Source organism: Neobacillus sp. GCM10023253, from assembly GCF_042653105.1.
GTDB lineage: Bacteria > Bacillota > Bacilli > Bacillales > Cytobacillaceae > Neobacillus > Neobacillus citreus.
In genome coordinates, this window is sequence record NZ_JBHSHV010000006.1 from 396863 (window position 1) to 423407 (window position 26545).

Annotated in this window: 24 protein-coding genes and 1 pseudogene; 6 read left to right on the top strand and 19 right to left on the bottom strand. The window is 38.8% G+C overall.

Going from position 1 to position 26545, the window contains the following annotated elements; genetic code table 11:
* Positions 1-11: 11 nt before the first annotated feature.
* The 6 genes from ACFPA1_RS09215 to ACFPA1_RS09240 form a co-directional block, all read right to left on the bottom strand.
* Entirely contained in the window at positions 12-1067 is a 1056-nt protein-coding gene (locus ACFPA1_RS09215; RefSeq protein ID WP_378582226.1) for an ABC transporter ATP-binding protein, read from the bottom strand.
* Positions 1057-2058 carry an ABC transporter ATP-binding protein gene (locus ACFPA1_RS09220; protein WP_378582228.1) on the bottom strand — a complete coding sequence of 334 codons (1002 nt, stop codon included), beginning with the start codon at positions 2056-2058 and terminating at the stop codon, positions 1057-1059. Before ACFPA1_RS09220 ends, ACFPA1_RS09215 begins: the two co-directional genes overlap by 11 nt.
* Positions 2059-2108: 50 nt before the next feature.
* On the bottom strand, positions 2109-3011 hold the full coding sequence (locus tag ACFPA1_RS09225) for an ABC transporter permease (RefSeq protein WP_213145717.1): 903 nt from the start codon (positions 3009-3011) through the stop codon (positions 2109-2111).
* Positions 3012-3039: 28 nt separating this feature from the next.
* Positions 3040-3993, bottom strand: a complete 954-nt coding sequence (locus ACFPA1_RS09230) for an ABC transporter permease (RefSeq protein ID WP_213145716.1) — start codon at positions 3991-3993, stop codon at positions 3040-3042.
* Between the two features lie 181 nt (positions 3994-4174).
* The gene (locus ACFPA1_RS09235) at positions 4175-5767 is read right to left on the bottom strand and encodes an ABC transporter substrate-binding protein (protein ID WP_378582229.1); all 1593 of its coding nucleotides are present in this window, start codon (positions 5765-5767) and stop codon (positions 4175-4177) included.
* 63 nt (positions 5768-5830) lie between these two features.
* Positions 5831-7087, bottom strand: coding sequence for an amidohydrolase (locus tag ACFPA1_RS09240; protein ID WP_378582231.1), 1257 nt, complete (start codon positions 7085-7087; stop codon positions 5831-5833).
* Positions 7088-7503: 416 nt separating this feature from the next.
* On the opposite strand from ACFPA1_RS09240, the gene ACFPA1_RS09245 reads away from it, so the two are divergent.
* A complete protein-coding gene (locus ACFPA1_RS09245) occupies positions 7504-7665 on the top strand; it encodes a hypothetical protein (RefSeq protein ID WP_378582232.1) in 162 nt (53 codons plus the stop codon).
* Between the two features lie 456 nt (positions 7666-8121).
* Here the strand turns inward: ACFPA1_RS09245 and ACFPA1_RS09250 are convergent, their stop codons facing one another.
* The 7 genes from ACFPA1_RS09250 to ACFPA1_RS09280 all read right to left on the bottom strand — a co-directional run bounded on the left by ACFPA1_RS09250 (position 8122) and on the right by ACFPA1_RS09280 (position 15651).
* The gene (locus tag ACFPA1_RS09250; protein ID WP_378582233.1) at positions 8122-8712 is read right to left on the bottom strand and encodes a molybdopterin-dependent oxidoreductase; all 591 of its coding nucleotides are present in this window, start codon (positions 8710-8712) and stop codon (positions 8122-8124) included.
* 674 nt (positions 8713-9386) lie between these two features.
* Positions 9387-9527 carry a hypothetical protein gene (locus ACFPA1_RS09255; RefSeq protein WP_378582235.1) on the bottom strand — a complete coding sequence of 47 codons (141 nt, stop codon included), beginning with the start codon at positions 9525-9527 and terminating at the stop codon, positions 9387-9389.
* A gap of 132 nt (positions 9528-9659) precedes the next feature.
* Positions 9660-9950: a hypothetical protein gene (locus ACFPA1_RS09260; RefSeq protein WP_378582236.1), complete on the bottom strand. Its 291-nt coding sequence runs from the start codon at positions 9948-9950 to the stop codon at positions 9660-9662.
* Between the two features lie 351 nt (positions 9951-10301).
* A complete protein-coding gene (gene allB, locus ACFPA1_RS09265; protein ID WP_378582238.1) occupies positions 10302-11678 on the bottom strand; it encodes an allantoinase AllB in 1377 nt (458 codons plus the stop codon).
* A gap of 489 nt (positions 11679-12167) precedes the next feature.
* Positions 12168-13592: an NCS1 family transporter gene (locus tag ACFPA1_RS09270; protein WP_378582239.1), complete on the bottom strand. Its 1425-nt coding sequence runs from the start codon at positions 13590-13592 to the stop codon at positions 12168-12170.
* A 232-nt stretch (positions 13593-13824) separates the two neighbouring features.
* Entirely contained in the window at positions 13825-14565 is a 741-nt protein-coding gene (locus ACFPA1_RS09275; RefSeq protein ID WP_378582241.1) for an aspartate/glutamate racemase family protein, read from the bottom strand.
* A gap of 27 nt (positions 14566-14592) precedes the next feature.
* Positions 14593-15651: a carcinine hydrolase/isopenicillin-N N-acyltransferase family protein gene (locus tag ACFPA1_RS09280; protein ID WP_378582243.1), complete on the bottom strand. Its 1059-nt coding sequence runs from the start codon at positions 15649-15651 to the stop codon at positions 14593-14595.
* Positions 15652-15787: 136 nt separating this feature from the next.
* Between ACFPA1_RS09280 and ACFPA1_RS09285 the strand changes: the two genes are divergently transcribed.
* Entirely contained in the window at positions 15788-16696 is a 909-nt protein-coding gene (locus tag ACFPA1_RS09285; protein WP_378582245.1) for a LysR substrate-binding domain-containing protein, read from the top strand.
* Between the two features lie 143 nt (positions 16697-16839).
* On the opposite strand, the gene ACFPA1_RS09290 is transcribed toward ACFPA1_RS09285, so the two are convergent.
* The 3 genes from ACFPA1_RS09290 to ACFPA1_RS09300 form a co-directional block, all read right to left on the bottom strand.
* Complete coding sequence (locus ACFPA1_RS09290) at positions 16840-16995, bottom strand: Fur-regulated basic protein FbpA (protein ID WP_378582247.1); 156 nt, start codon at positions 16993-16995, stop codon at positions 16840-16842.
* Between the two features lie 754 nt (positions 16996-17749).
* A complete protein-coding gene (locus tag ACFPA1_RS09295; RefSeq protein ID WP_378582249.1) occupies positions 17750-18379 on the bottom strand; it encodes a hypothetical protein in 630 nt (209 codons plus the stop codon).
* A 16-nt stretch (positions 18380-18395) separates the two neighbouring features.
* Complete coding sequence (locus ACFPA1_RS09300) at positions 18396-18992, bottom strand: hypothetical protein (protein ID WP_378582251.1); 597 nt, start codon at positions 18990-18992, stop codon at positions 18396-18398.
* 1059 nt (positions 18993-20051) lie between these two features.
* On the opposite strand from ACFPA1_RS09300, the gene ACFPA1_RS09305 reads away from it, so the two are divergent.
* Positions 20052-20618 carry a hypothetical protein gene (locus ACFPA1_RS09305; RefSeq protein WP_378582253.1) on the top strand — a complete coding sequence of 189 codons (567 nt, stop codon included), beginning with the start codon at positions 20052-20054 and terminating at the stop codon, positions 20616-20618.
* Between the two features lie 281 nt (positions 20619-20899).
* Here the strand turns inward: ACFPA1_RS09305 and ACFPA1_RS09310 are convergent, their stop codons facing one another.
* Both ACFPA1_RS09310 and ACFPA1_RS09315 read right to left on the bottom strand, forming a co-directional pair.
* A complete protein-coding gene (locus ACFPA1_RS09310; protein ID WP_378582255.1) occupies positions 20900-22303 on the bottom strand; it encodes an FMN-binding glutamate synthase family protein in 1404 nt (467 codons plus the stop codon).
* A gap of 2 nt (positions 22304-22305) precedes the next feature.
* Positions 22306-23718, bottom strand: a complete 1413-nt coding sequence (locus ACFPA1_RS09315; RefSeq protein ID WP_378582257.1) for an FMN-binding glutamate synthase family protein — start codon at positions 23716-23718, stop codon at positions 22306-22308.
* A gap of 222 nt (positions 23719-23940) precedes the next feature.
* Here ACFPA1_RS09315 and ACFPA1_RS09320 point away from each other — a divergent pair, with 222 nt between their 5' ends.
* Genes ACFPA1_RS09320 through ACFPA1_RS09330 form a run of 3 tightly spaced genes read left to right on the top strand, consistent with a single transcriptional unit; the run spans position 23941 to position 25178 of the window.
* Positions 23941-24423, top strand: a complete 483-nt coding sequence (locus ACFPA1_RS09320; RefSeq protein ID WP_378582259.1) for a DUF2975 domain-containing protein — start codon at positions 23941-23943, stop codon at positions 24421-24423.
* 34 nt (positions 24424-24457) lie between these two features.
* Entirely contained in the window at positions 24458-24946 is a 489-nt protein-coding gene (locus ACFPA1_RS09325; RefSeq protein ID WP_378582261.1) for a DUF2975 domain-containing protein, read from the top strand.
* 10 nt (positions 24947-24956) lie between these two features.
* Entirely contained in the window at positions 24957-25178 is a 222-nt protein-coding gene (locus tag ACFPA1_RS09330) for a helix-turn-helix domain-containing protein (RefSeq protein WP_378582262.1), read from the top strand.
* Positions 25179-25427: 249 nt separating this feature from the next.
* Here ACFPA1_RS09330 and ACFPA1_RS09335 read toward each other — a convergent pair.
* A pseudogene (locus ACFPA1_RS09335) lies at positions 25428-26371 on the bottom strand (aldo/keto reductase family protein).
* Positions 26372-26545 lie beyond the last annotated feature (174 nt).

The window sequence follows — 26545 nt, forward strand, 5'->3', positions numbered from 1 at the left end:
TTGAGTTCCGATTACTCTATTAAATGGCATGCCACAAAATGTCCTGGTCTCTTCTCTACTCTTTTCGGAACGGCTTGTTTACAGATGTCCGTTGCTAAAGGACAACGAGTATGAAAGTTGCACCCTGAAGGAGGATTAATAGGAGAAGGAATTTCTCCTTTTAAGATAATCTTTTCTTGCTTGATTTTTGGATTTGGATGCGGAATGGAAGATAATAAAGCTTTGGTATACGGATGAAGCGGATTGGCAAAAAGTTCATCCGTTTCGGCTTCCTCGACCATTTTCCCCAAGTACATGACACCAATTCGATCGGAGATATGTCTGACAACACTTAAGTCATGTGCGACAAATAAGTAGGTCAGCCCAAATTCTTCCTGTAAATCTTCGAGAAGATTAATGATCTGTGATTGAATGGATACATCAAGTGCCGAAACTGGTTCATCACAGATGACAAGCTTTGGGTTCACTACTAATGCACGCGCCAGACCAATCCTTTGCCGCTGACCGCCAGAAAATTCATGGGGAAAGCGATAATAAGTGTCTGCATGTAAGCCTACCTTTTCAAGAATGTCGAAGACCCTTTCCATCCGTTCTTGGCTGGTGCCAATATTGTGAATCACCATCGGTTCACCGATACTGTCTCCAATTCTTTTTCGGGGATTCAACGAGGAATACGGGTCCTGAAACACCATTTGTAAATTTTGCCGTTGTTTTCTAAACTCTGAGTTTGATAGTTTAAAAATGTCAGTTCCTCCAAAAAACACCTCGCCATCCGTCGGGTCAGTCAACCGTAAAATCGTACGACCAAGAGTACTTTTACCGCAGCCAGACTCGCCCACCAATCCATATGTCTCGCCTTCATATAAATGAAAGGTCACATCATCGACTGCTTTCACATATTTTTTGGTGACCCCGATCGTATTTTTCACGGGGAAGTATTTTTTGATTCCTTTAATATCAAGAAGCTTCTCTCTTGCATTCCCTTTTATTGGCCGGGCTTCAAAGGCGGCGGTTCCATAAGAACCGTTCCCATGGTCTCTGTCCAGTTTCAATGCTTCATGTTGCATTCGATACAGCCCCCTTTATTGTTTGATAATGCCAGCACTTAATTTTTTTATTATGATCCAGCGTTTCTAATTCTGGCTTTTCATTCATGCATTTTGCATCTGCAAAGGGGCACCTTGGAGCGAATCTGCATCCCTTTGGAATTTCATTAAGGGATGGAACCATGCCTTTAATAATGGAGAGTTTTTTATTTCGATCTCCAGAAAGCTGGGGTATCGATCTGATTAACCCTTGTGTATAGGGATGAAGCGGATCTTCGAATAAGGATTCCACATCTCCTTCTTCCACCACTTCCCCTAAATACATAACGGCTACACGTGTACAATGCTGGGCCACCACACCCAAATCATGGGTAATCAGCATAATACCCATATCTAATTTCTGTCTCAGACTGTCAATGAGTTCCAAAATTTGCGATTGGATCGTCACGTCCAATGCTGTAGTCGGTTCGTCTGCAATCAACAGTTTGGGTTGACAGGCAAGGGCAATGGCAATCATGATCCGCTGCCGCATCCCGCCTGAAATTTGATGAGGATATTCATGAACCCTTTGTTCAGGTGCCGGAATGCCAATTAATTTCAACATTTCGATCGCTCGTTTGAAGGCCTCTTTCTTCGATAGTTTCTGATGGAGCATAATCGGCTCCATGATTTGATCTCCAATTGTAAAAACAGGATTGAGAGAACTTAAGGGGTCTTGAAAGATCATAGAAATTTCATTTCCCCTTATCTTCCTCATTTCAGAATCCGATATTTTTAAAAGGTTTTTACCTTCAAAATTAATTTCACCATCATAGGTCGTTACCCCTTTTTCTTCAAACAATCGTAAAATCGACTGTGCTGTCACACTCTTTCCGCATCCAGATTCCCCAACAATGGCTAACACTTCACCACGGTCGACATGAAAGGAAATCCCATCAACTGCTGTAACCTTCCCTCTTTCGGTTCGGAAATGAGTCTTAAGGTTGTTTACTTCTAATAAATGGTCACCCATTTTTCGCATCCTCCTTTCAAAACTAGCTTTCGGAAACCTAGCTTGTTCGATTATTTCTTGGCATGGTTTGTATGCGGGTCTAACAAGTCTCTCAACCCATCACCAAACAGGTTCAAGCCTAATACACTTAAAATAATGGCCACCCCTGGGAAAAAGGTCATCCACCAAGCATTAAAAATAACCAATTTGCCATCAAAAAGAATGTTGCCCCAGCTTGGGTCTGGTGCCGGTACACCCACACCTAAAAAGCTCAAACCGGCTTCAATAATAATCGCATCGGCGAAGATAAAGGTAGAGTAGACAATTAATGGGGAAAGAGTATTAGGTGCTATATGCCCCCAAATAATTCTCATGGAGGAAGCCCCTTGTGCTTTCATCGCTTCAATATAGGTTTGTTCTCTTACTACTAACGCTGCTGAACGTACTACCCGAGCAACATAAGGAGTAAAGACTGCGGCCAAAGCGATAATGACATTGTCAATTTTCGTTCCTAATGCTGCCATTAATGCGATTGCTAATAAAATAGCAGGAAAAGCCATTAATCCATCACAAATCCTCATTAAAATATGATCTAATACCTTATAGTAAGCCGAATATAAACCGATAATCATGCCTAATACCGATGTAATGATGGCAACAGAAAGTCCAACACCCATAGATGCCCTTGCCCCGTATACGACTCGTGCAAATAAGTCCCGGCCTAAGTTATCTGTTCCAAAAAGATGATCTGCACTTGGAGCTTTTAATCTGCTAGTTACTACCATTTCATAGGGAGTATAGGACGAAAGTATAGGTCCCAATAAGGTAACCAGTAAGGTAAAAAGGATAATGACACTTCCAGTAACCGTCAATTTATTGGAAAAAAAACGGCGGACAAACAAACGTCTCCGTTCTCGGTTAATATCTCGTCTAAAATCGCTCAATTCTCGTCTCTTTTCAACAGCTACTTCCATTCGATTTCCTCCAGTCAGAGCAAATTTTTTACGATTCTTTCTTAAGCCGTACCCGTGGGTCGATGACACCATACAGTAAGTCAACTAATAAATTGATCAAAACATAGGTTAAAGTGACCATTAAAACCGTCCCCTGGATGACCATGTAATCTCTTCGTTCCACGGAATTTATGATTAATTGGCCAATGCCAGGAATATTAAACACAGTCTCGGTAACGGCAGCTCCGGCAACAAGCGTTCCAAAGGTTTGCCCAATAACTGTTAAGATCGGGATAAAGGCATTTCTTAACGTGTGCTTATAGATGACTTTCCTCTCATGAAGTCCTTTTGATCGAGCCGTTTTAATAAAGTTCAAATTCAACGTTTCGACCATGGAAGACCGAGTCATCCGTGCAATAAGTGCGGCTTGACCTGTACCTAAGGCAATAGCTGGCATAATGAGATATTTAATATGCTCCCAAAATCCGGCGCTCAATGGCTGATACCCGGCTACGGGAAGCCACCTTAAGTTAATAGCCAAAATAATAATTAAAAATAATCCGAAGAGGAAATGAGGGATAGAGATGCCCAGCAAGGAAAGACCCATAAAAGTTTGGTCAGTCGCAGTTCCCCGCTTTCTAGCAGCCATAATTCCTAAAGGCAAAGCAATAAGAATAGCTGTAATTTGAGACAAAATAGCTAATGATATAGTAGGACCAAGATGTTCTATTATTGCCTCCGTTACCGGTTTATCCATAAAAAATGAATCGCCTAAGTCTCCTTGGAAAACACCTTCAACCCAATGGAAATATTGCTGGTAAACAGGGTCATTTAGTCCTAGGTCCTCTTGCAATTGCTTGACATCTTCTTGACTTGCTTCAGGACCGAGTATCACGGATGCAGGGTCTCCTGGTGTTAAATGGATAATCATGAAAACGACAATTGAAACGATGAGAAGAACTGGAATAAGAGAAAGAATTCTTTTTAAAATATACGATTTCAAATCAAACAAGCCTCCTTTTGCAGAGTATGTAACGGAAGATAACAAGCAGGGTTTGTAATAGGAAAGGGCAACCTCACTGAACAATTTCCAGATTGTGGTGATTGAACATCCTTCTGGTCTTTGTCTTACTCGTGAGGTCCCCCCCCCAAACCCTTCAACCTCTTGTTATACTAAGAAGTTATTATTTTGTTAGACTTGTATTCCATAGGATCATGCCTTCAAAATAAGTGTTTCCTTTAATTTCCTTATTACGATAAACATGGAAGGTATAATAGTCTCCGATTTTAACGTAAGGTACATACTCTTTCCAAGCATATTCCTGCATTTCTTCCCATTTGGCATAAGCATCCTTATCAGATGCTGCAGTACGAATTTGTTCTGTGAATTGTTGAAGTTTCTCATCCGCCGGCCAGCCTGGGTAATTAGGGTCTAATGGTAACGTTTGAGTTGGCAATGAAACTGGTGAAAATCCAGTAATAAATGCATCCCAAGCAGCTGGATCATTCCGTTTAGAGGTTAATGTTGCCCAGTCCACGACGTCCAATTTCACCTTAATTCCAATCTTTTCTAATTCTTCTTTCATGACAACAGCAGAATTATAGTTATACTCATAATCCCTGGTTGTTAGGATACGGACCTCTTCTCCCTTATAGCCGGATTCACCAACTAACTGTTTAGCCTTTTCTTTATCGTTTTGGTTATAATACTGTTTCCCGGCATCCGTGTACCATTTTTTCTGGTCTTTATACATTAATCCATTATCTAACCGGTAAAATTTCTTATTCCCATACGCTCCAATCAATACGTCTTCGTTATTAATCCCTGTATTGACTGCCTGACGAAGTTTTTCGTCCGTAAATGGCCCTTGTTTTTTGTTAAATACGAAGGTAAGACCCCCATATAAATTTAAAATTGGTTTCGTATCAGAGGAACTGCTAATTTGCTCATAGTTATCAGAAGGGATTTGATACGCAATTTGATATTGACCTGTTGTAATTCCACCGAGTCTAGTAGAACTATCTGAAACAACTTCAAAAATAATGTTATCTACTAAAGCTTCCTTTTTACCTGCTAATCCATTAGATGGTGCATCTACAGGTTTGTAATCATCATATTTTGCCACTTTAATATATTGGTCTGGTTTCCATTCAACAAATTTAAATGGTCCAGTACCAACAATGTCGGTGATCCCGTCCTTTGGAGCATTGTCAATAATTTCTTTCGGCATGATGGCAGCAAACTGGTTGGTGGAAGCAATGACATCTAATACACCAATTGTCGGCTTTTCAATTTTTAATTGAACCGTATATTTATCTACTTCTTCAAATTGACCTTTTCCAATCGCATTAGCAGCCCGTGTTGATTTGGTTAACCAGCGGTTCATCGATGCTACTACATCTTCTGCTGTCATCTCTTTACCGTTATGGAATTTAACCCCTTGTCTCAATTTGAAAGTGTAGGTTAAGCCATCCTCACTTACTTTATATGATTCTGCTAACATCGGTTGTACTTCATAATCCGGGTTTAACACCAATAAGGTTTCAAAGATGTGTCTGGCGATTTCTTTGGTAGCAGTGGTTGTAGAGATTTGAGGATCTAATGTTGGCGGCTGGGCATCAATGGCAACTTTAAGGTCTCCCCCTTTTTTCGTAACCGCCTCACCACTAGTGGATTTCGTTTTTTTGTCTGAATCATTACTGCACCCGATTAAAGCCATCGAGAGCAATAACAGACATGTGATTAACCAACTGAGCTTTTTAAACCTTTTTGTCATAAATAAACCCCCTTTTTTATATAAAAATTCGGAAATCGGTATGTTGAATTTAGAACAATTCTTCTAAGTTAACATCCGTTTTCCAATTCTTACTAATAGTTGAACGGCTAGCGGCAGGACAGCCTCATCAATATCAAATTTGTGATGATGGTGCGGCGCCGGTAATGGGGAACCAATATTCATGTAAGTTCCCTTTCCTCCTCTATCTTGAACCCTTTTAATAAGGAAAGAAGCATCTTCACTGCCTAGGCTAATGTCACAATCTTCTTTGAACGATGTAAACCCATCTATTTGCTTTGCTTCTTCGAGTACCACGGAGACCAACTCTGGATCAGGTTGGATAGTGGTCGCTTCACCAATTATGTCTATCTTTGAAGTTAATCCGTGCATCAGGGCACTATGTTCTACAATTGATTTCACCCGTTCTTCTAGTTCGTCTTTTATTTCTGCCCTATCAGAACGGACATCAATGACCATAGAAGCTTCGCTCGCAATAATATTTGCGGCTGTTCCGCCTTCTAATATTCCTACATTCACCCGAGTGGTCCCACCACTGAAACGAGGGATGGCATGGATATTTAATAGAGCAGTAGCTGCTCCTAGTAAGGCATTGCGGCCTTTTTCAGGAGTACCGCCAGCATGGGATGGAACACCGTAAAAATAGGCCTTCATTTTGGAAGAAGCTAAAAATTTTGAATTTCCTCCATGAATTTCTCCTAGTGGCAAATCTAATCCAAGGTGGGAGCAAAACAGAAAGTCCACGTCATCGACAATTCCTTTTTGGGACATCGCATATCCTCCTCGGCCACCTTCTTCAGCAGGTTGAAAAATTAGTTTTAAGGTACCAGCAAACTCTCGGTCTGCTAATCTTTCAGCTAGTAACAACCCCATGGCCGTATGGCCGTCATGCGCACATGCATGCATATTTCCAGAGAATTCAGAGGAGAATTCTTCCGCATGCGGATAATGATCCTCATCGCTGCTCTCATGAATAGGTAAAGCATCCATATCAAATCGGAAAGCTACTGTAGGGCCTTCCTTTTTTCCTTTCAATTCTCCTACGACTGCGGTATTGCCGCCTTTCATTTTTTCAATTATTTCCAGATTGGCACCGCATTTTATTGCTCTTGCATACGCCTCGTCCAATTCACGTTTAGATGGGACCCCACGCCGGGAATTCGAATCAATTGCGTCTTCACCATATAAAACGTTAAACCCTAAAACCTTTAGGACCTCAACCACTTTGGAAGCGGTTCTGAACTCAGTGAAACCTAGTTCAGGATAACGATGAAAATCTCTTCTTAAATCTATGACATTCACAAAGAATCCCTCCTTATCTCTTGAAATATAGTAAAAATAATGGTATAAATTAGAATCATGTAAGATATTTTGACAATAGTTTTTTGAGTTATTAGAATATTATCAAAGTTAAGATAATAAATAAAATTAGTTTTATAAATATTGATAATGAGTTTTTTTAATCATTGAATTAATAGAATAGAATGTTAAACTGAATTCTCTTCTTGCTTTAGAAAAAGCGGTTCTGCTATGTACAGAAACGCTTTTTTGTTTAAACTCTTAACCGAATTGTTAACTCTCTTTAAAAAAAGAAAAACTTGTAATCAAGTAGTAGTTAATTCTTAAACTTTGGTCCTACGTTTAAAATGGGGAAAAGTACAAGCACTTTCAATTTTTTCACATATATTAATGAAAAGATTCGAGGTGGACGATGGAAAATGGAGATAGTTGTTCTGTTTACTATTGAGGAGGCAGAGACCCGAATCCAAAACAGGATCAATGAGATCATAAATAACAACGATCAACCAAATTATGAAAAACTCCCTGGGCTCATTGATGCCTTAAAAATAATATTAGAAAGCAAAAAAACGGAGAATTAATTTATTCTCCGCTTTTCATTATCTTCTATATATGAAATAATAAATTCTTTCATAATTTCCTCCTTAAAAAACTAATTCCGTGAAAATTCAGAAATACAAAAAACACTTAGGGAAGCCTATTATTCATTTATATTTAATCCAGATAAATTTAAAGAAAGTTCATCTAATACTAAAAACACACAACCAAAAACGGTTCTGTAATCGATATAGTCGCCTTCAACTTCTGTCCACTTTTGACTTTGAATTAACTATTAGTCTTTACTAACAATGTAAAGTGATCCTCAATGAGAAAAATACTACGGTTTTTCTTTCTGTTTTCGCCATTCAGAATAGCTGGAATCCATTCTTCTTCCATTAACCTGCACCGTTACAAAAAAATGGCCTTGCTTTTTTATTAGAAGCAAAGTATCAAAAGTTTAAGTACTTCTCACCCTCCTTTTTGTTTCGTAGCCTATGTTAACGGTACCGCTCTTCTTTAAATGGATTTGCTGTCATCGAATAGCCAAGCTCTTCCCAAAAACCAGCCTCGTCTACTTTCATAAACTCAATCCCTGAAACCCACTTTGAGCCTTTCCATAGATAAAATACTTCTGGTGGAATAAACCTTAGTGGATAACCATGTTTTTGATCAATATCCTGCCAATCATGATTTTTATCCTTCCAACGGTAAACAAACAAAGAATCGTCCCCTATTAAAGGCTCTAGCGGCAGGTTTGCAGAATAACCAAATCTGTCCCCATTGTAGTAACCGTAAATCTTAATGTATTTTACACCTTCATTAATTTCAACAAATTTCAATAACTCTCTAAGTGCAATTCCTTCAAAAGTTGTATCAAATTTAGACCAGGTGGTAACACAATGCATGTTAACGCTTGATATGGTCTTGGGAAGCTCCATGATATCCTTATAGGATAAGGACTTTTCTTCCTTCACCTCACCAAAAAGTCTGAAATTCCATGTGATTTCATTAAACTCGGGAACATCCCCTGTGTGCAGTATTGGCCATTTTTCTGTTTCGAATTGGCCAGGTGGAAGCTGCTTTTTCATCTTACACCATCCTTTTTCATCTTAAACATTAATTAAATCACAGTGCTTTGTATAGTATGCTTCAAAATAATGAAAGCATAGTCAAATCCGTTTTTTGAGATTTACATAAAATTTGGAACCAGCATATTCCTATAAATTTCCTATTCCACTATCCTGCCAGTTACCTTAATAAGGGTCCCAAAATAATAAATAACTGAATGTTGATTTTTCTGTGTTTGAAAAATAAACGGAAAAATTCCGTTTAAATTGGGAAATACCCTTATTTCCTTAAAAATAAAGGAAGTTTTTCCGTTTATTTGATCCAAATCTTTGGATTTTGCCTTATTTAGAGCAGTTAATCGGAATTTCTTCGCTTATATTTGCTTATTAAGCTTCCTCTTAATACTTTAGCCGGAAATTCTCCGCCTATGAATTCTCGTACCTATACGAAAATCAACAATGACTATTAACAGAGCCTTTAATTTACCTAATATAGACGCTGTTACCGCACGTCTGTTTCGATTATGGGCAATTTACTAAAGCCCTTCTATGAAAATAGAATAGCTGCAAAGTTCAGCAATTTTAAAAGGGAACACCAGTTAATTGCTGCGGAACTTGTTAAAGCCGCGAAAGCAGAAAATCAAAAAGCAGTAGCGGATGCAGAGAGAAGATCAGATATACCTAAGTTGCTTATTCTAATTTTTACCTTTTGCTAATTCTTCGCGTAATTTTTTTATCTCTTCTGTTTGGTCTAAGATATTATTATTCACCTTTCTTAAAGCATCATAAATCGCAAAAATTCCCGCAAATATTAAGAATCCGACCAGTAAATCCATTTTCACACCTACTTCAATGAATATATTAAATTAATAATAACCCTAATTGGGTAATTTTGTAATATCAAATTGGACTTTGTCAAAACTAGACTCCCTTTTCAATAAGAATAGGCAGCGCTTACCCTATACTAATTAAAGATTATTTCTTTTTTGCAACGCTTTAACAGCTAAATGTTCTTCATCTTTTTTTACATAAATATCATATTGTGTATTATCCTTAAATCGAGTAATTCGGCTATCAATGCCTCTGTATGGAGTCTCAATTTTTAACTTTATTCCTTCTGTTTTTAATATGGCAATTATCTTAAAGTATTCCTCATTACCGTATGCAGTGTAAATTAATTTCCAATTCCAGTTCCATAAAGTCTGAATTAATGAAATAAAAATGAATACTAAAGCGAGAATACCAACTCCTATATACATTCCGTTTATTCCCCCTCGAACTTCCAATACTATCATTATATTTCTGTAAATATTTTGTAATTCCTAATTGAACTAACCTCTCTCAACAGGATTCACTGCCAGTGGAAAAACTGCCTAACTGATCATTAATAAAACAAACTGGTAAACAGCCTGTCATTAACTGGTCCATTCTTTGTCATTTAGTGGTAAGAACTATGTCAATGGTGGTACATTTGTACATTTCTATGGCTGTAATCACCATTTTTCAAGATGAACCCTGGAGGGTCGGCTCCGCTTCTATTGCGTCCCCACTTCAAACAGAAATGGCGCAGGAATTCTTCCTACACCATTCTTTTATTACAATATATGGATTTAAATTTCTACTAAACTATTTGCGGAAAGATACTTCCCCACTGGTCGACCAACGATCCCTTCTTCGAGGTCAAATACCAGCTGTCCTCTCACAAATGTTTTTGTGACACGACAATCAATGGTTCGGCCAATATAAGGGCTGTGCGGATGACGGTAGTATAAGTCTTCCTTCCGTACCTGATAGGATTGATTCGGGTCAAGCAGGATGATATCCGCATCTTTATCCAATTCAATACTGCCCTTTTGTTTCAAGTTAAATCTCTTAGCCGGATTTGTTGCAATCAGTTGAGCAAAACGATGAACAGATAGTCCACGCTTCTTGACCGCTTCGTCAAACATTAAATCAACATTATTTTGACAGCCAGAGATCCCTCCGAAGATTTCAAAAATATTGTTGGTGTCACTTTTCTTCATTTCTGGCGGACACGGGGAGTGATCGGATGTTAGGAAATCAATTTTCCCTTCCAAAAGTGCTTCCCATAATTGATCCTGCTCTTCTTTTTCCCGTAATGGCGGCGCACATTTTGCAACAGGGCCGATTTTTTCAAAGGCTTCCAAATCCATCGTGAAATAGTGTGGACACGATTCCAGCGTCACATCCTGGCCTTCCTCGCGTGCTTTTATAATCTCCTCTACCGCTTGCCTGCTGCTGATATGAACAAAGTGGAGCTTGCATCCCGTTTCTTTTCCTAAAAATAACGCCTGTTTGACAGCATCAACTTCTGCAATTACTGGTCTTGATTCCACATAATCCCTTACCGTTACCTTGCCCTGCTTCATTTTCTCTAAGGCAAATTGATCTGTGAATTCAGCATTTTCGGCATGAATCGATAAAAAATGCCCCAATTCAGCTAATTTCTTCATACCTTGATAAAGGGTGTAAACATCCACATTTTTAAAGTCTCCTATTTCCTCACTGCCTGTTGTCGCCATAAAGCATTTATATGCGGCAACTCCTTCGTTGGAAAGATCCTCTAGGTCCTCGATGTTCCCGGGTACTAGTCCCCCGTAAAGAGCGTAATCCACATAGGCTTTATTTTCCGCACATTTTAATTTACCTCTAAGTGCTTCTTTATTTGTAGTAGCTGGAAGTCCATTTAAAGGCATATCAACAATAGAAGTGGTTCCGCCGGCGGCCAAGGCTTTTGTTCCCGTTTCAAACCCTTCCCAATCTCTCCCCGGTTCACTAAGATGAACGTGGGCATCCACCATCCCTGGCATGACATATTGACCAGTTGCATCGACATATTCTTTGGCAGAGTCGTTAATATGTTGGGATATCTCGATAATTTTGCCGTTCTTAATACCGATATCGACTTTTTCAACAGAGCCCTTTAAAACGACACTTCCATTTTGGATCACCAAATCAAACCTCATTTCCCCTCATCCTTTCTATTTATATAAAGACTCTTTTCTAAAACATTGTTGCTTAAGGCTCATTCAAAAAAAAATAGAGGGAGAAATTCCCCTTATTTAGGAAAATGGATGTAAATTAGCTGAAATAGAAGGAGGAATTTCCCTTATTTGATTTTAAACCGCTAAAATCGGGAGCTTTTTATTGAATAACGGAAAAACCTTCGCTTATTTTTACTAAATAAGCTCCATTTTGCAAATAACGGAAAAACTTCCGCTTATTTATTACTTCCAAGGGTGCCAACCCATAATCAAGCTTTTTCGCAGAGTGAACCTCATTCCAACCACTACTTTTTTGCATAACAACAAAGTTTACGAAAACAGCCTATATTAATGTTAAAACACCCTGCTCTATTACTCTATTTCGTTTTCCACACTTGTAATCCCAACACCTAAACAAAAACCATGGAGGTGCAGTTTAAGTTCGGTTCAATTGACTTTTAGGTGTTAAATCTATTTTTCAAAAATGGTTCCTTTTTTAAATACAGATTGTTTAAATCCATATTTATTCAACAAGTAGTAGGAGATGCCGCCAACCACTAATCCAATCGGCCAGCCAAGATCGACGACAGTAAAGGCACTGGCTGCGCCAATGACCATGGCGATCACTGCAGCCATATTTAACCCGCTGAACTGACCATTCGGATTATACAATTCATTAATATCTACCTTTTTCTTCCTCAATAGGATATAGTCAACGACTAATATTGCCGTGATCGGTGCCAAGAAGGCAGAATAGGTAAGGATAAAGATTCGGAGTCCATCTGATGAACCAGGCTGAATCAATTTCCAAGGGAATGATACCATTGCAAGCAAGCCTGCAATCACGACAGATACTTTATATTTTACTTTTGTAAACAATTGAATGATGTAGGCTGCCGGAACAATGTTTGCCACCAGGTTAACACCAACTGCTCCTAGAACGATGAAAACGGAGACGATGAAAGTAATATAATCATTGTTTACAATTTGCGCGAACGCTTGAACAGGGTTTGCAAGTCCTGTTGCAGCAGCAAGCATGACGCCAATACTCATGATCGTAAGATAGGCCACCGTAACCGGTGTAAAGTACATGAGAAAACGCTTAGGAGCTGATACTCCTTCCTTCAATTCACGTGAGTAATCAGAGGCACTAAGGAACAGCGCAGCGTAGTTTCCAAGGAAGGCCATAGTGAATGACCAGAATGGGAGCCCCCATGTTCCTTTTGCTTCTACCCAGGTTGAATGAATGACGGAGGTATGGTCTTTTAAAATGACTACAAATGCGTAAATAAAAGCTGACATCAGGGTAATGGCTATCAGCGAGTTCATCCACTTAATGGTATGGAAGCCTTTTAAAGATAAAACAATTTGGAGGAGCACAAGAATAACAAAACTAATAGGAATACTATCAATTTTTCCTCCTGTAGCAATCTTTATAATCTCACTTAATCCAGTGGCCCCAATCCATGACTGAAACCCATACCAAATAATTGCCGGGACACCTCTCATAATGGACGAAATAATCGCACCCTTCATACCAAAAGCCATTCTTAAATGTATAACATAGGGTACTCCCGCACGATAGCCGAAGCCGTCATTTAGTAGAAAGGCACCACCGATAATAGTCGTTGCAATAAGTAATGAAACAATCGTTTGCAGCAAATTCATCGTTGCGGTTCCAGCCACCACTAAACCCGTTCCGATCGCCATATTCCCTAGACTTACCCCATCCCCTGCGAACATCAGCCCAAAACTCAGTGGAGTGAGTATTCTATTTTCAGGTTTATTGGGTCGTAGACTTTCTTCCACACCTGAATAGTCATATCCTTGTGTTTGTTGACTTACTTGACTTGATTGACCTACTTGATTTGGCTGAATTACTGGACTTGTCATCATAGCTCCCCCTTTATTTTAAAAAGTGATACTTATGACCAGATTTATGTTGAGAATTTCATTACCACCTGAAGTTCCCGTAAAATATGGGTTCTAGCTAGTCCATCCACACCACTTTCTAATGGCAACTCATTGATTCTTGTACGTGTTTATTCATTTTTATAAAGCGTTTTCATTCCTACGAAGGGAATAAGCTTGTTTACTATTCTTCTAGAGATGACCGGAATGGTTCAATTTATTGGTTTACAGTTGCCCTAGAAAACAATGCTCCCCACCCTTTTACTTTTGCAGGATCTACATCTACCATTTTTAAACATTCCCAAATAAGCACATTAATCGTGTCGTACATTGGCATTTTGTATTTTTCTTCATAATAATTAACCCTAGCAACTGGAGGAAAATTCGTACAAACGATACTTAAAGCATCTGCGGGAGAAACGGTAACTTCGTTAATTTGCTCTTCAATTCTTTCTTGGGGCACCAAACTAAACGACCGATTGTGTGTAATATTGAGTCCGGAACTATTTACCGTTTCTATTCCACACTCATTTTTGTATTGTTCAGCAATTAATCTATTAATTTCAGAAATATACGGAGTAACAAGGTGGACGGATTTAATATCATGCTCTTTGAATGCTCTTATTTGCGATAACATGGAAGTGGTTGCCGGGATTCCTGTTCTTTTCGTAATCTCTTCGCAAAGCTTTCGGTCGACATCAAAACCAATCCATCCGCCTGATGTTCCATTCCATGCAATCACATCGACTTCGGCATGCGCCAGTAATTCTGCTGCCCGAAGCATGGGTTCCATATTGAATTGACTTAAGGAATCCTGCTCCAGTGAGATTTTCGTCACTTCGAACCGGCTATAATGACAAGTTACCTCCGGAACTTCATGCAGCATTCTCGAGCAAATCGGCTCCAAAGCTGTGTTCGATGATGGTGTCAGCATTCCGATTTTTTTAGGTTCGTTCATATTAATTTACCTCCTGTAATTTATGGTTTATTTTTTTAAAAATAAAGCGCTCTCAACATCGCCAATTTTCCTTCCTAAATATCTAGCCCCGATTGGAGTGATGTTCCCAGCCCAATCAGTGTAATACCCTTCCTCTTCCAGTTCAGTTAGTACAAACGGAATCCATTGGCCCCAGGTGTTTTTATTTTCACCAAAGATAGCAGAATCGACGTGATCCTCTTCACCGTCTGGCCAGCCGTATGTATACCAGAATGTAAGGTTTTGTGGATCATAAATCTCGGTACTGACTGTCCCGCTTTGAAGACCATGATTGGAAATTGACTTTTCGTGCGGTGATCCTGGGTCAGGAGTTCGATCACTAATTAGTTTTTTCATCGTTTCTACATCAATTTGTGATACGTTTTCTTTTAAGAGACTCATTGCTCGATGATAACGGAATTCAGAGGTATCAAAATGAATGGTATTTCCTCTTTTGCTATCATCGAGTGGTACCATCGGATCCGTTTCCCACCTATTGGCCCTTGCTGCTATTCCCAAGTCTTTGCTCGTGAATGTTTCGGCCACCGTAACCGTCTTATAGCCAACTTCTACCACAGCCATGTTCCCATTCCGATCCGCAAAAAGGTAATTCCCCTGAGTGCCGAATCCCTTTGGATTCTCTTTCACAAATGTGATGGCCTCATCGACCGTCGAAACCGTTGCTCCCATTTTTAAAAACCAATCAACTGCATCTAATTTTTCAGGATCTTCCCCTTCTTTCGGAACCACCCATGCTCTCGTCCAGGAAAAGCCCGTTTCATTCATCCCCCTATCCGAACCGATATCAACCAGTTCCCCGGAAGAGTCTTTAATTAGGCAAGGGGTATGCACAAATTTATATCCCCCGTCTTGTGGGATGGTGACAACGACAGGTTTTCTCGGACCTTCGAGGTAAGGATTATCACTGGTAGATGCCAAAAACACACGCCGGCCAAGAGTCGCTGTACCAGTTGCTCCCATTATGGTACAAGCGGCTAATACCGAGTGATCGGAGCCAAAAATAAGAAGAATGGCCCCTACTATTACTAGGTTTAAGATGATTTTCACTTTTCTCCCCCTTAACTTTAAAAATATTGAATATTCGATTAATTGGATTATAATTAAAATTAAGTTATTACGGAAATACTGATTTTTTATATGTCCTATAAGTCAATGCTTATAGGTTTAAGAAAGAGGGAATCCTATGGACATTGAGCAAATGTATCGTATTTTTTTAACTCTCTCGAAGGATAAGAATTTTTCTAAAGTAGCAGAAAAATTACATATATCCCAGCCTGCTGTCAGCCAACATATTAAAAACCTAGAAAAGTTGTACAATGTTCCATTATTTATTCGCTCGAAGAATATTTCCTTGACTCCTGCAGGCGAAACATTAGTAACCTATGTGGAGAAAATTCTCTCATTATATGACGAATCATTCCTCGCCACCCAAGAACAGCAGACTAGTAATAACCCAATCAAAGTGGGGACAAGTTTAACGATTGGTACATATTTTCTCCCAAAAATTATTTCCCAGTGCAAGAGGTATATGGAGGATAATGTTATTCAAGTGAAGGTTGGGAGAACGAAAGAAGTTATTGGAAAACTATTAAATGATGAAATTGATGTGGCACTTGTCGTTGAGGAAATACAGATGAATTCGCTGATAGAAGAACCATTCGCGGAAGACGAGATTGTGTTAATCCTCTCACCGGATCATCCTTGGGCGCAAGACGATGAATTAGGGATCAAAGAGCTGCTTGAGGCAAATTTCATAATTATGGAGATCGGTTCTCATAAGCTTGCGGAGAATACATTGAGACAGCTTGGGTTAGAATTTACCCCCTCGAATTCGATGGAAATCGGAGATACTGAGGCAATGAAACGGACAGTAGAAAATGGGTTAGGAGTGGGAATTGTATTCTATTCGGCTGTTAAAAATGAAGTGCAAAAAGGAACCTTAAAAGCGATGAGAATTTCTGGACATAGAATGCTGCAAAAGTTTTACTGGGTGACAAAGCCTAACTTATATGCAAATAAAAATGTCGAAAAGCTAAAGGAAATCATCTTTTCCAACAATACAAATGTTGCCTCTGTTAAAAAAATTAACTGATGTTTTTACTCTATATCAGAATATGAAGTAGGCAGATTGTTAGGGACATTTTGGTTCTTCAAGCTGTATATTAAAAAAAGCGAGGGCAGATTGGTTTTATCGCCTTCGCTTTTAGTTGAATAATTAACTAACTACACACAAGGTCATTCGTGCCCATAAAATTTATACTCTTTTTCAAGTTCATTCAATGTCAACTCATAAAGATGCTTGTTATTTTTTTTATAAATCTCTTGTTTAATGAGCTTGTTAATTAACTGCTTCTTTTTTAACTGAACAGCGTTTCGTAGTAAATTTCCCATTTTTTATCACCTCTATTTATAGAAGAAGCTGGCAATCATGATTAGGTTGGAGACACGGTATTTTATGTTCCCTGTAAGTTTATTATCCCAACAATCCTTTATAAATTTCCTTTTTTGTCTTCTGAACCGATTTTTCATAGAGTTTCAACCCTTTCTATTATTTTTAATTTAAATGGCTTAGGCCTTGTGTTTATTTTCTATAATTCTCCGTATTTTATCACTGTACTGTTTTTAAACTACTATCACTAATTCCTCCTTTCGAGTTAAGTTATTATCTCTACTCCGTTCCCTTTGACTGTTGTCATTATAGACAAGCAATCTATTAAAATATGTCGATTTATCTGAAATTATTAACTCTTAACCGAATTGTTAACTCTCTTTAAAAAAAGAAAAACTTGTAATCAAGTAGTAGTTAATCCTTAAACTTTGGCACTACGTTTAAAATGGGGAAAAGTGCAAACACTTTCAATTTTTTCACATATAATAATGAAAAACTTCGAGGTGGACGATGGACTATGGAGATAGTTGTTCTGTTTACTATAGAGGAGGCAGAGACCCGGATTCAAAATAGGATCAATGAGATCATAAATAACAACGATCAACTAAATTATGAGAAACTCCCTGGGCTCATTGAGGCCTTAAAAATAATACTAGAATGCAAAAAAGCGGAGAATTAACTGATTCTCCGCTTTTTTGCATTCTAGATTCCTTGTTAATACTAATAAAAGAGACTCAAATGAGTCTCTTTTCATCTTTATTGCAAGTTAAAGAAAACCTGCCCATCCATAAGCTCTTCATAACGAAGCTGCGCCTTTTCTCCAGTTTTGACAAGTCCAGCGATATACCCTTCTTTTTCATTTCCCACGTACATTTCAAATGAAAAATCTGGATCAGTTGTAGCATATGCATCGCCAGAATAGATGTCTCCACCCTCACTGACCATCTTAAAATTCATGATTCCATCAATGTTAAAGGATAAATCTTGTGTTTTTGATTCAGTGAATTTTACTTTTGCTTTAACCAGTACCCATTCATATCCTTCTGGTGCTGGCTCATTGAATTCGTTCATTGCTTTTAATTTTTGAAAAGCTGCGTCACCACGAGTGACTTCCTCCATCGTTAAATCAAATTTGATGGGAAATGACTCTCCTGCATCATTGTACAATTCATCATCCACGGTTGCCGTTTTTTGAAATGGTACTGGGTTGGTGCGAGAACCTAGTTTTGATACCGTTTGCTCTTGCTTCTTTTCCTCATTCTTCTTTGGCTGCTCTTGTTTTGCGGCGGCTGTATCCTTAACTGCCACTTCTTTCGTGTCTTGTCCGCATGCAGCTAGTGCAAGAATGATTACTAAGGATACTAGAAATAACCCCATCTTTTTCATTACTGTTTCCCCTTTTCTATTTTTTATCTAATGCATCTGGATAAACGATTTGGTCAAATACGTTTTGAGTCGCCTGGTCTTTAATGTTGATGGTGACTTTATAATCATCCGGTTTTACGCCATTAAATAATTCATACATCATCCCTGACATTCCAAGGCCCAGTGCGGCAAATCCATCAAAGCTGTTTTCGTAAGCTGCTTTGTCTACTACAAGAGTAAATTCAGAGAAATCATCCTTGTAGGTTATGTCTTTAATAGATTGAAAATCTTTGCCGCTTTTGGCGTCATTGATCGTTTGGATGACAGTCGTTTTCATTTCCTGCATCATTTCTTTATGTTTTGATTTAGACATTTTATAGGTGACAGAACCGTCTGCATTTTTCGTTGCTGTAATACCATCTTTTTGGGCATTTGCTACTACTTCGTCAACGTTTTGATCTTCAAACATGCTGGCCGGCAAAGTGATTGTGACACTCAATAGTCCTTTATCAACATTCACGGCCTCACTTTTTGTTTTTTCTGTTTCCTTAGGTTGTTTGTCTGTTTTTTCAGCTGAACATGAAACTAAGAATAGCAACATAGCCGCCAGAAAAAGACTGGTCAATTTTTTCATGTTTTCTCTCTCCCCTTTTAAATTTTTATTTTAAAAAAATTAATTAGATTAACAGATAAAGAGGGACAATCTCTTTATAGCGAATTTATGAATAAATAGATTTTCAAACCTATCCAATTTCATCCCTTTCCACTAAATTTCCAACCTGTTCCCATTTTAACGCAAAAGAAAAAAACAGGCTTACCATAAATGGTAAACCTAATTTAAATCTAAAATTCCCCTTATCTAATTGCTTTTAATTTTTGTTCCCCTATCCTAATTGCTTCGACAAAGTTCCAAACGCACTAACGTGTAGATGTTTATAGCCTTTCTAAACGCCTCAACACTTTAAATTATCAGCGGTTCGGGCGCTTATAACCTTTCTATGCGACCCAACTTTTGAAACCTTCAGCAGTTCGGGCGCATATAGCCGTTCTATGCGACCATACTTTTGAAACCATCACCGGTTGGGGCTCATATAGCCGTTCTATGCGACCATACTTTTGAAACCATCAGCAGTTCGGGCTCATATAGCCGTTCTATGCGACCATACTTTTAAAACCACCAGCGGTTCGGGCTCATATAACCTTTCTATGCGACCCAACTTTTAAAACCTTCAGCAGTTCGGGTTCATATAGCCGTTCTATGCGACCATACTTTTGAAACCATCACCGGTTTGGGCTCATATAGCCTTTCTATGCGTCCATACTTTTGAAACCATCAGCAGTTCGGGCTCATATAGCTTTTCTATGCGTCCAAACGCTTGATAACATCAGTGGTTCGAGCTCATATAACCTTTCTATGCGACCTAACGCTTGAAACCTTCAGCAGTTCAGGCTCATAAAACCTTTCTATGCGACCAATAGCTTTAAAATTTTAGAAGCCAAATTGCATAGGTCTTTTTCCATTAGTCCTACTTCCCATAATACTTGCACCACTGAAAATTTTTTTATTTTAGCAGGTACAGACACGCAACTCCGCATAAATATAATACGGGAGAACCTAATTAAAAAATTTGATTAGGGAGTGATTTATATAAAGGGGAAGCAAAGCGCTGAAGCAGTGAAGGAAACCGCCTCAATGCGGTGGAAAAGAATCGCAAGGAATTTTGGTATTTCCTTTACGGGAGCTATTTTTACTGGCTTTATTTTTGGGCTATTATTGAGATTGGTGATGGGAATCATTGCGTTTTTCTTCCCACATATGGCGAGTGGATTCCATTTTTCCGGAACATTGATGATCGTTATATTAGGAATTGCCGTAACACTGGCCAACAGTATCATTTACACAATTGTTTTTCAAACCTCAAGAATGAGCTTGATCCAAAAGGGGTTTTACTTTGGGTTGCTTAGCTTAATTATTTTTGGGACCCCTTTGTTTTTGTCAAATCCAAACAACGAATTATTTGGACCTCAAGCCCCGTTAGGGATCTCATTGTTCTCGGCATTGTTTTTTATTGGGGCTTTTCTTCTTGTATGGTCAATCGAACGTATAACCAAATGGATGGAGCAATCAAATGGCAGGCTGAAACTAGCTTATATAAGCTTTGCCATTCTAGTAATACCCGCAGCCGTCATGCTGTTCAATATGTTTCTTGAGATTTTTTATGAAATGATCCCTGCGATCATCGAAAACTTTTCAAGATAATTAGGAAACAGTAAATATGGTTATCTATTTACATGGATTTTTAGTATGAATGGATTTTTATCTCATTCCATTAGTTGATAAGTGGACCTTATCGCAAGTTGCGGGGACTTAAGCGCAAGTTGATGGACCTTATCCGCAAGTTGCTCGGATTTAAGCGCAAGTTGGTGGGCCTCATCCGCTAGTTGCGGGACCAATCCGCTAGTTGCGGGACCAATCCGCAAGTTGGCGCCCGAAAATATCCCCCAACCAATGGCTGGGGGATTAACCTTTTTCTATCGAGACTATTTGTCTTCCCATGCCCTAAAGGAAAACGGAATTCCTACCTTTTTAGCCGTCAATTCATCATAGGAAACCAAATCCTTTTTTGACAACTCTTTTAAAGAGCGTTTACCCATTGATCTTAATGCCATTTTCATTTCTTCAGTACAAGCTGTTAGGAATTTCTCCGCTGTTTTTTCCCCTACATCGGTTTTAAATTGATCCTTGAACTTGCCGTCATACCAAATCGCTTGTGTAGGCGGTTCAAATGGAAGGGCATTCAATACTTGATCGTGTGCCAGAGCAAACAGCATGGCGGTGCCTACATATACAGCGTCGGCTCCGAGCGCAAGCACTTTTAAGAAATGTCCTGGGACTAACATCCCTCCTGATACGATTAAACTAATTTTCCCTTTCATCTGTCTTTTTTCTAGATGGTTCACAGCTCTCACTACAGCATGTAATGTCGGGATTCCAAAATCATCAAATAATATAGGGGGTGCCCCGTACATGCCTGCTTGTCCGCCGTCAATGGTAATAAAATCAACCCCCATAAAGAGTAAATGATCAAGATCTTCTTCCATTTTTCCACCTGCGCCAATTTTGACACCTATGGGGACTCCACCAGATCGTACCCGAAGTTCATCCACAAGTAGTTTTAAATCTAGCAATGTTTGATCTTCGAAAAAGTTTTCATAAATGACTGCTTCTTCATTTTCCTTAAGTCCCATTACTTCACGGGCACGGCCTGTTAACCTTTGTGGCGGAATTTTTTCGCCCATTCCCGCTAAAGCGCCCTGGCCTAATTTAATTTCAATCATATCAGCACGCTTCAATAATTGATCTTCCTTTGCCCAATCTGTTTTAGAAATTTGTAAAATATACTTTCCGGCAGCGTTTAATTCTTCGGGTAGAATTCCACCTTGACCAGAGTTAATCGCAGTTCCTGTCTTATTTGCTGCTATTGCCAAAGAAAGTCTAGCTTGTTCACTAAGTGAAATACCAAAGCCCATTCCACTGATCATCAATGGAATTTCAATTTTCATTGGTTTTTTTGACTTTGGTCCAATGGTAACGGAAACATCTACTTCATCTACACCATCAATTGGAAATGGTGACGTTTGCGCTGGGATAAAAGTAATGGGCTCTAAATGCGGCCATTTTTTTGCAGAGCCGCCGAGCGGGCGAAAAAGGACCGTTCCTGTTTCTGCCCGTAAGCTATTTTCCAGCACATTTTGAATCCCCATATGCCGAAGGCCTGGTATCAGTTCCATAATATTTTCTTGATAACTGTCAGATAAAATAATTTTACCAGCCATTTTCACTACTCGTTTCATCATCCAGCGCCAACCAATGAGCATGAATAGAAACACCACAAATAATAGGGACATTAGTCCAAAAGTCAAATAAACAAAAATGTTCGCCATTGTCAGTTCTCCAATTGTTTTTCTTCCCATGGATCAAAGGAAAACGGAATTCCCACCATTTGGGCGGTTAATTCATCAAAGGATACCAGATCCTTTTTTGATAATTCTTTTAAAGAACGCTTACCCATTGCTCTTAATGCCGTCTTGATTTCTTCTGTACACGCTGTTAAGAATTTCTCCGCGGATTTTACCCCTACTTCAATCTTAAATTGATCCTTGTATTTCCCTTGATTCCAAACAACTTGTGTCGGTGGTTCAAACGGAAGGGCATTCAATGATTGCGGATGTGAGACGGTAAATAACATAGAGGAGCCTAAATACACAGCATCCGCTCCAAGGGCGAGCACTTTTAAAAAATGCCCCGGTACTAGAAGTCCGCCAGAGGCAATTAAACTAATCTTTCCTTTCATGTTTCTCTTTTCTAGGTGATTAGCAGCCCTGACAATCGCATGTAGAGTTGGGATTCCAACGTCGTCAGCTAAAATAGGGGGAGAACCGAGTGTTGCCGCTTGTCCACCATCAACCGCAATATAATCAACACCCATATAGATTAAATGATCAATATCTTCTTCAATTTTCCCGCCAGCCCCAATTTTTGTGCCAATGGGAACACCACCTGTTATACTCCTAAGCTCATCAACAAGTTCTTTCAAATCATCCAGTGTTTGATCTACAACAAAATTATCATAAATCACGGCATCCTCGTTTTCCTTTAACCCCATCAGTTCACGGGCACGACCCGTTAAATTTTTAGGAGAAATTTTCCCACCTGTCCCGAATAATGCGCCTTGTCCCAATTTAATTTCGATCATATCTGCCTGTTTAATTAATTCTTCCTCTTTTGACCAATCTGTTTTAGAAAACTGTAAAATATATTTTCCGCCGACATTGATTTCCTCTGGCAGGACTGCCCCTTCACCAGAATTAATAGCGGTTCCAACATTATTCGCTGCTTGTGCCAATGAAAGTCTCACTTCCTCACTGAGTGCAATCCCATAGGCCATGCCGCTGATCATTAACGGGATTTTTATTTTCATCGGTTTTTTTGCTTGAGGCCCAATGGTTACTTCCACATCAACATCTTCTTCACCGTCAATTGGAAAAGGTGATGTCTGGGCGGGAATGAAGGTAATCGAGTCTAAATGCGGCCATTTTTTCGAAGAGCCAAGCGGACGATGGAGAACATCGCCTGTTTCTGCCCGTAAGCTATTTTCAAGCATATTTTGAATGCCCATATGCCGGAGTCCGGGCATCAATTCCATCACATTTTCTTGATAACTGTCTGTTAAAATAATCTTTCCCATTTGCTTTACCATCCGTTTCATGATCCAACGCCAACCAAAAAGCATGAATATAAAAATGATAAAAACACACGCAACCATTCCAAAGGTCAAGTAATATAAGATATTCGCCATCGTTATTTCTCCAAAATCTAAAAAGTTTCAACCAATACTATTATATTCCACAAAATGTTAATTTTATAAATATCAATAGGTACCTTATAAAATGTTGGAGTTAGCTTTGAAAACCATGTTTTTATTACAACAAAAATATCATTATAAAAAATAAAAATTTATTGATAATCAATAAATATTGTGTTAAATTCTCATTAACAATAAATTTGTGAGGTGCTGTTTATGAAACATGTATCAACTCTCTTCCTGAAGATAGCAGTTTTTCTGATTGGGATCCCTGTTATTGCTTTATGCATCTTTTTGGTGCCTGAGTTTGGAAAACTTGCAGCAAAATTGCTTCCAGGGGTTGCTTCTATAAAATATCTGGTTTTCATTATTTTTTATGCATCTGCGATTCCTTTTTACTTTGCTTTGTACCAGGCTTTCAAACTGCTACTCTTTATTGACAAAAATATAGCTTTCTCCGATTTGTCTGTAAAAGCTTTAAAGAAAATCAAACAATGTGCCATCACCATCAGCATTTTGCATGTGCTAGTCTTGCCGCTCTTCTATCTCTTTGCGGAGAAAGACGACGCCCCTGGTGTCATCTTTGTCGGATTAGTTGTACCTTTTGCTTCCATGGTGATCGCCGTCTTTGCTGCTGTTCTTCAAAAACTGTTAAAAGATGCGATTGATATCAAATCTGAAAATGACTTAACGGTCTAGGTTTGTATTACAAATCATTTGTGAGGTGTTTTTTATGAACCGATCATCAACTTTTTTCCTAAAGGGAGTTATTATTCTAATCGGAATGGCAGCACTTGGTTTGTGTATATTTCTGTTGCCTGAAATAGCTAGTAGAGATGCAGAAGAACATCCAGTAACTGCTTACTTGCAATATCCCTTTTTACTAGCTGCTTATTTATTCTCTACGCCCTTTTTCATTGCGTTGTATCAAGCATTTAAACTTTTAGTTTACATTGATAAAAACAATGCTTTCACGGAATTATCTTTAAGGGCATTGAAGGTAATCAAACGTTGTGCGATTACCATCATTGCCTTTATTGGAGCTGGAATCATATCTGTCGTGATATTGAGTACAGGTACAGGTGAAGACATAACAGGTATTATAAGCTTGGGATTTATGCTCACTTTTGCTTCAAGCATAATCGCAACCTTTGTTGGCGTCCTCCAAAAACTTGTAAAAGTAGTCATTGATATAAAATCTGAAAATCATCTAATAGTGTGAGGTGAAAACCATGTCAATCATCATTAATATTGATGTGATGCTGGCTAAAAGGAAAATGAGCGTAACTGAGCTTTCGGAGAGGGTCGGAATTACGATGGCTAACCTTTCCATCTTGAAAAATGGAAAGGCCAAGGCCATTCGTTTTTCCACTTTAGAGGGTATTTGCAAAGCATTAGAATGCCAGCCTGGAGACATTTTAGAATATAAAAATGACGAGGCCACTCAAGTATAATAGACATCTTCAGCGGGCTGTAAACTATACAGAAAAAAAGTCGATAAACAGAAATTGAAATTGAATATAAAAAGGGCCGTAAGAAAAGCACTGCTGAAAAAATGTATTGCTTTTATTCAATTCTTGCACCCTTTAGTTGAACAAGAACTCACAGTAAAAAGGGATTTAACTGATATTCGAATAAGAAGAAACACTTCTACGGTGTTTCTTCCTAATTTTTCAAAGAAAAAATATATTCTTAACGGAGCCTTATCTTAAAATGTCCTCAATTCGAGCGAGTGTTTCAGCATTTAACTTTACGCCTGATGCTTTTACATTTTCCTCCATTTGTTCAGGACGACTTGCCCCTACCAGAGCACTGGATACATTTTGTTGTCGTAAAATCCACGATAGTGCCAGGGTGACAAGTGACATGTCATTGTCTTTGGCAACCTCTTTTAGCAGTTCCACTTTATCAAGATTCTCCTCAGTGAGTAATCCAAAAAGATTACCGTACTTTTCTTGTGATGCACGGCTTCCTGCAGGAGCCTGAGAACCCTTCTGATATTTACCAGTTAAAACACCCTGGGCAAGAGGAGACCAAACGACTTGGCCAATGCCATGTTTTTCACATACTGGGATGACGTCCTTTTCAATATACCGCTCTAGCATACTGTATTGTGGCTGATTCACAACAATTCGGTCAAGGAGCTTTTTGTCTGCAAGATGAACAGCTTCTGTAATTTGCTCAGCTGTCCATTCACTAACCCCGATATATAATACTTTTCCTTGGCGTACAAGGTCATCTAAGGCCCGCAATGTTTCATCGAGCGGCGTTTCCTGATCAAAACGATGGCAATAATAAATATCCACATAATCGGTGTTCAGGCGTTTAAGACTCGCATGACATTGTTCCATTACATGTTTTCGGGATAACCCACGATCGTTCGGCCCATCACCCATTGGCCAGAATACCTTTGTGGCTAAAACGTAGGAATCACGTACGAACTTCTTTAGGGCTTTTCCGACTACAATTTCTGCTTCCCCGCGCATATAAACATTGGCAGTATCAAAAAAGTTTATCCCAAGGTTATAGGCTTTATCGATTGAAGCTGTAGCATTTTGTTCCTCTACATACCCGCCATATGTAAGCCAGCTGCCTAAACTTATTTCACTCACTTTAGTCCTGTTTTTCCTAAACGACGGTATTCCATGTTTATCCCCCCAAAAATAATTTCGTGACACAAAATAAAAATACTATATGTTTTGTCTTTATGTCCAATATTTTGCCACTTGTTCCAAAATAAAGTAAATGCATCTTTTATTTTACCTTATTAATTTTTCAATCATAACTAATAGTGCCAGGCATCTTCCAAATAATTGGTTGG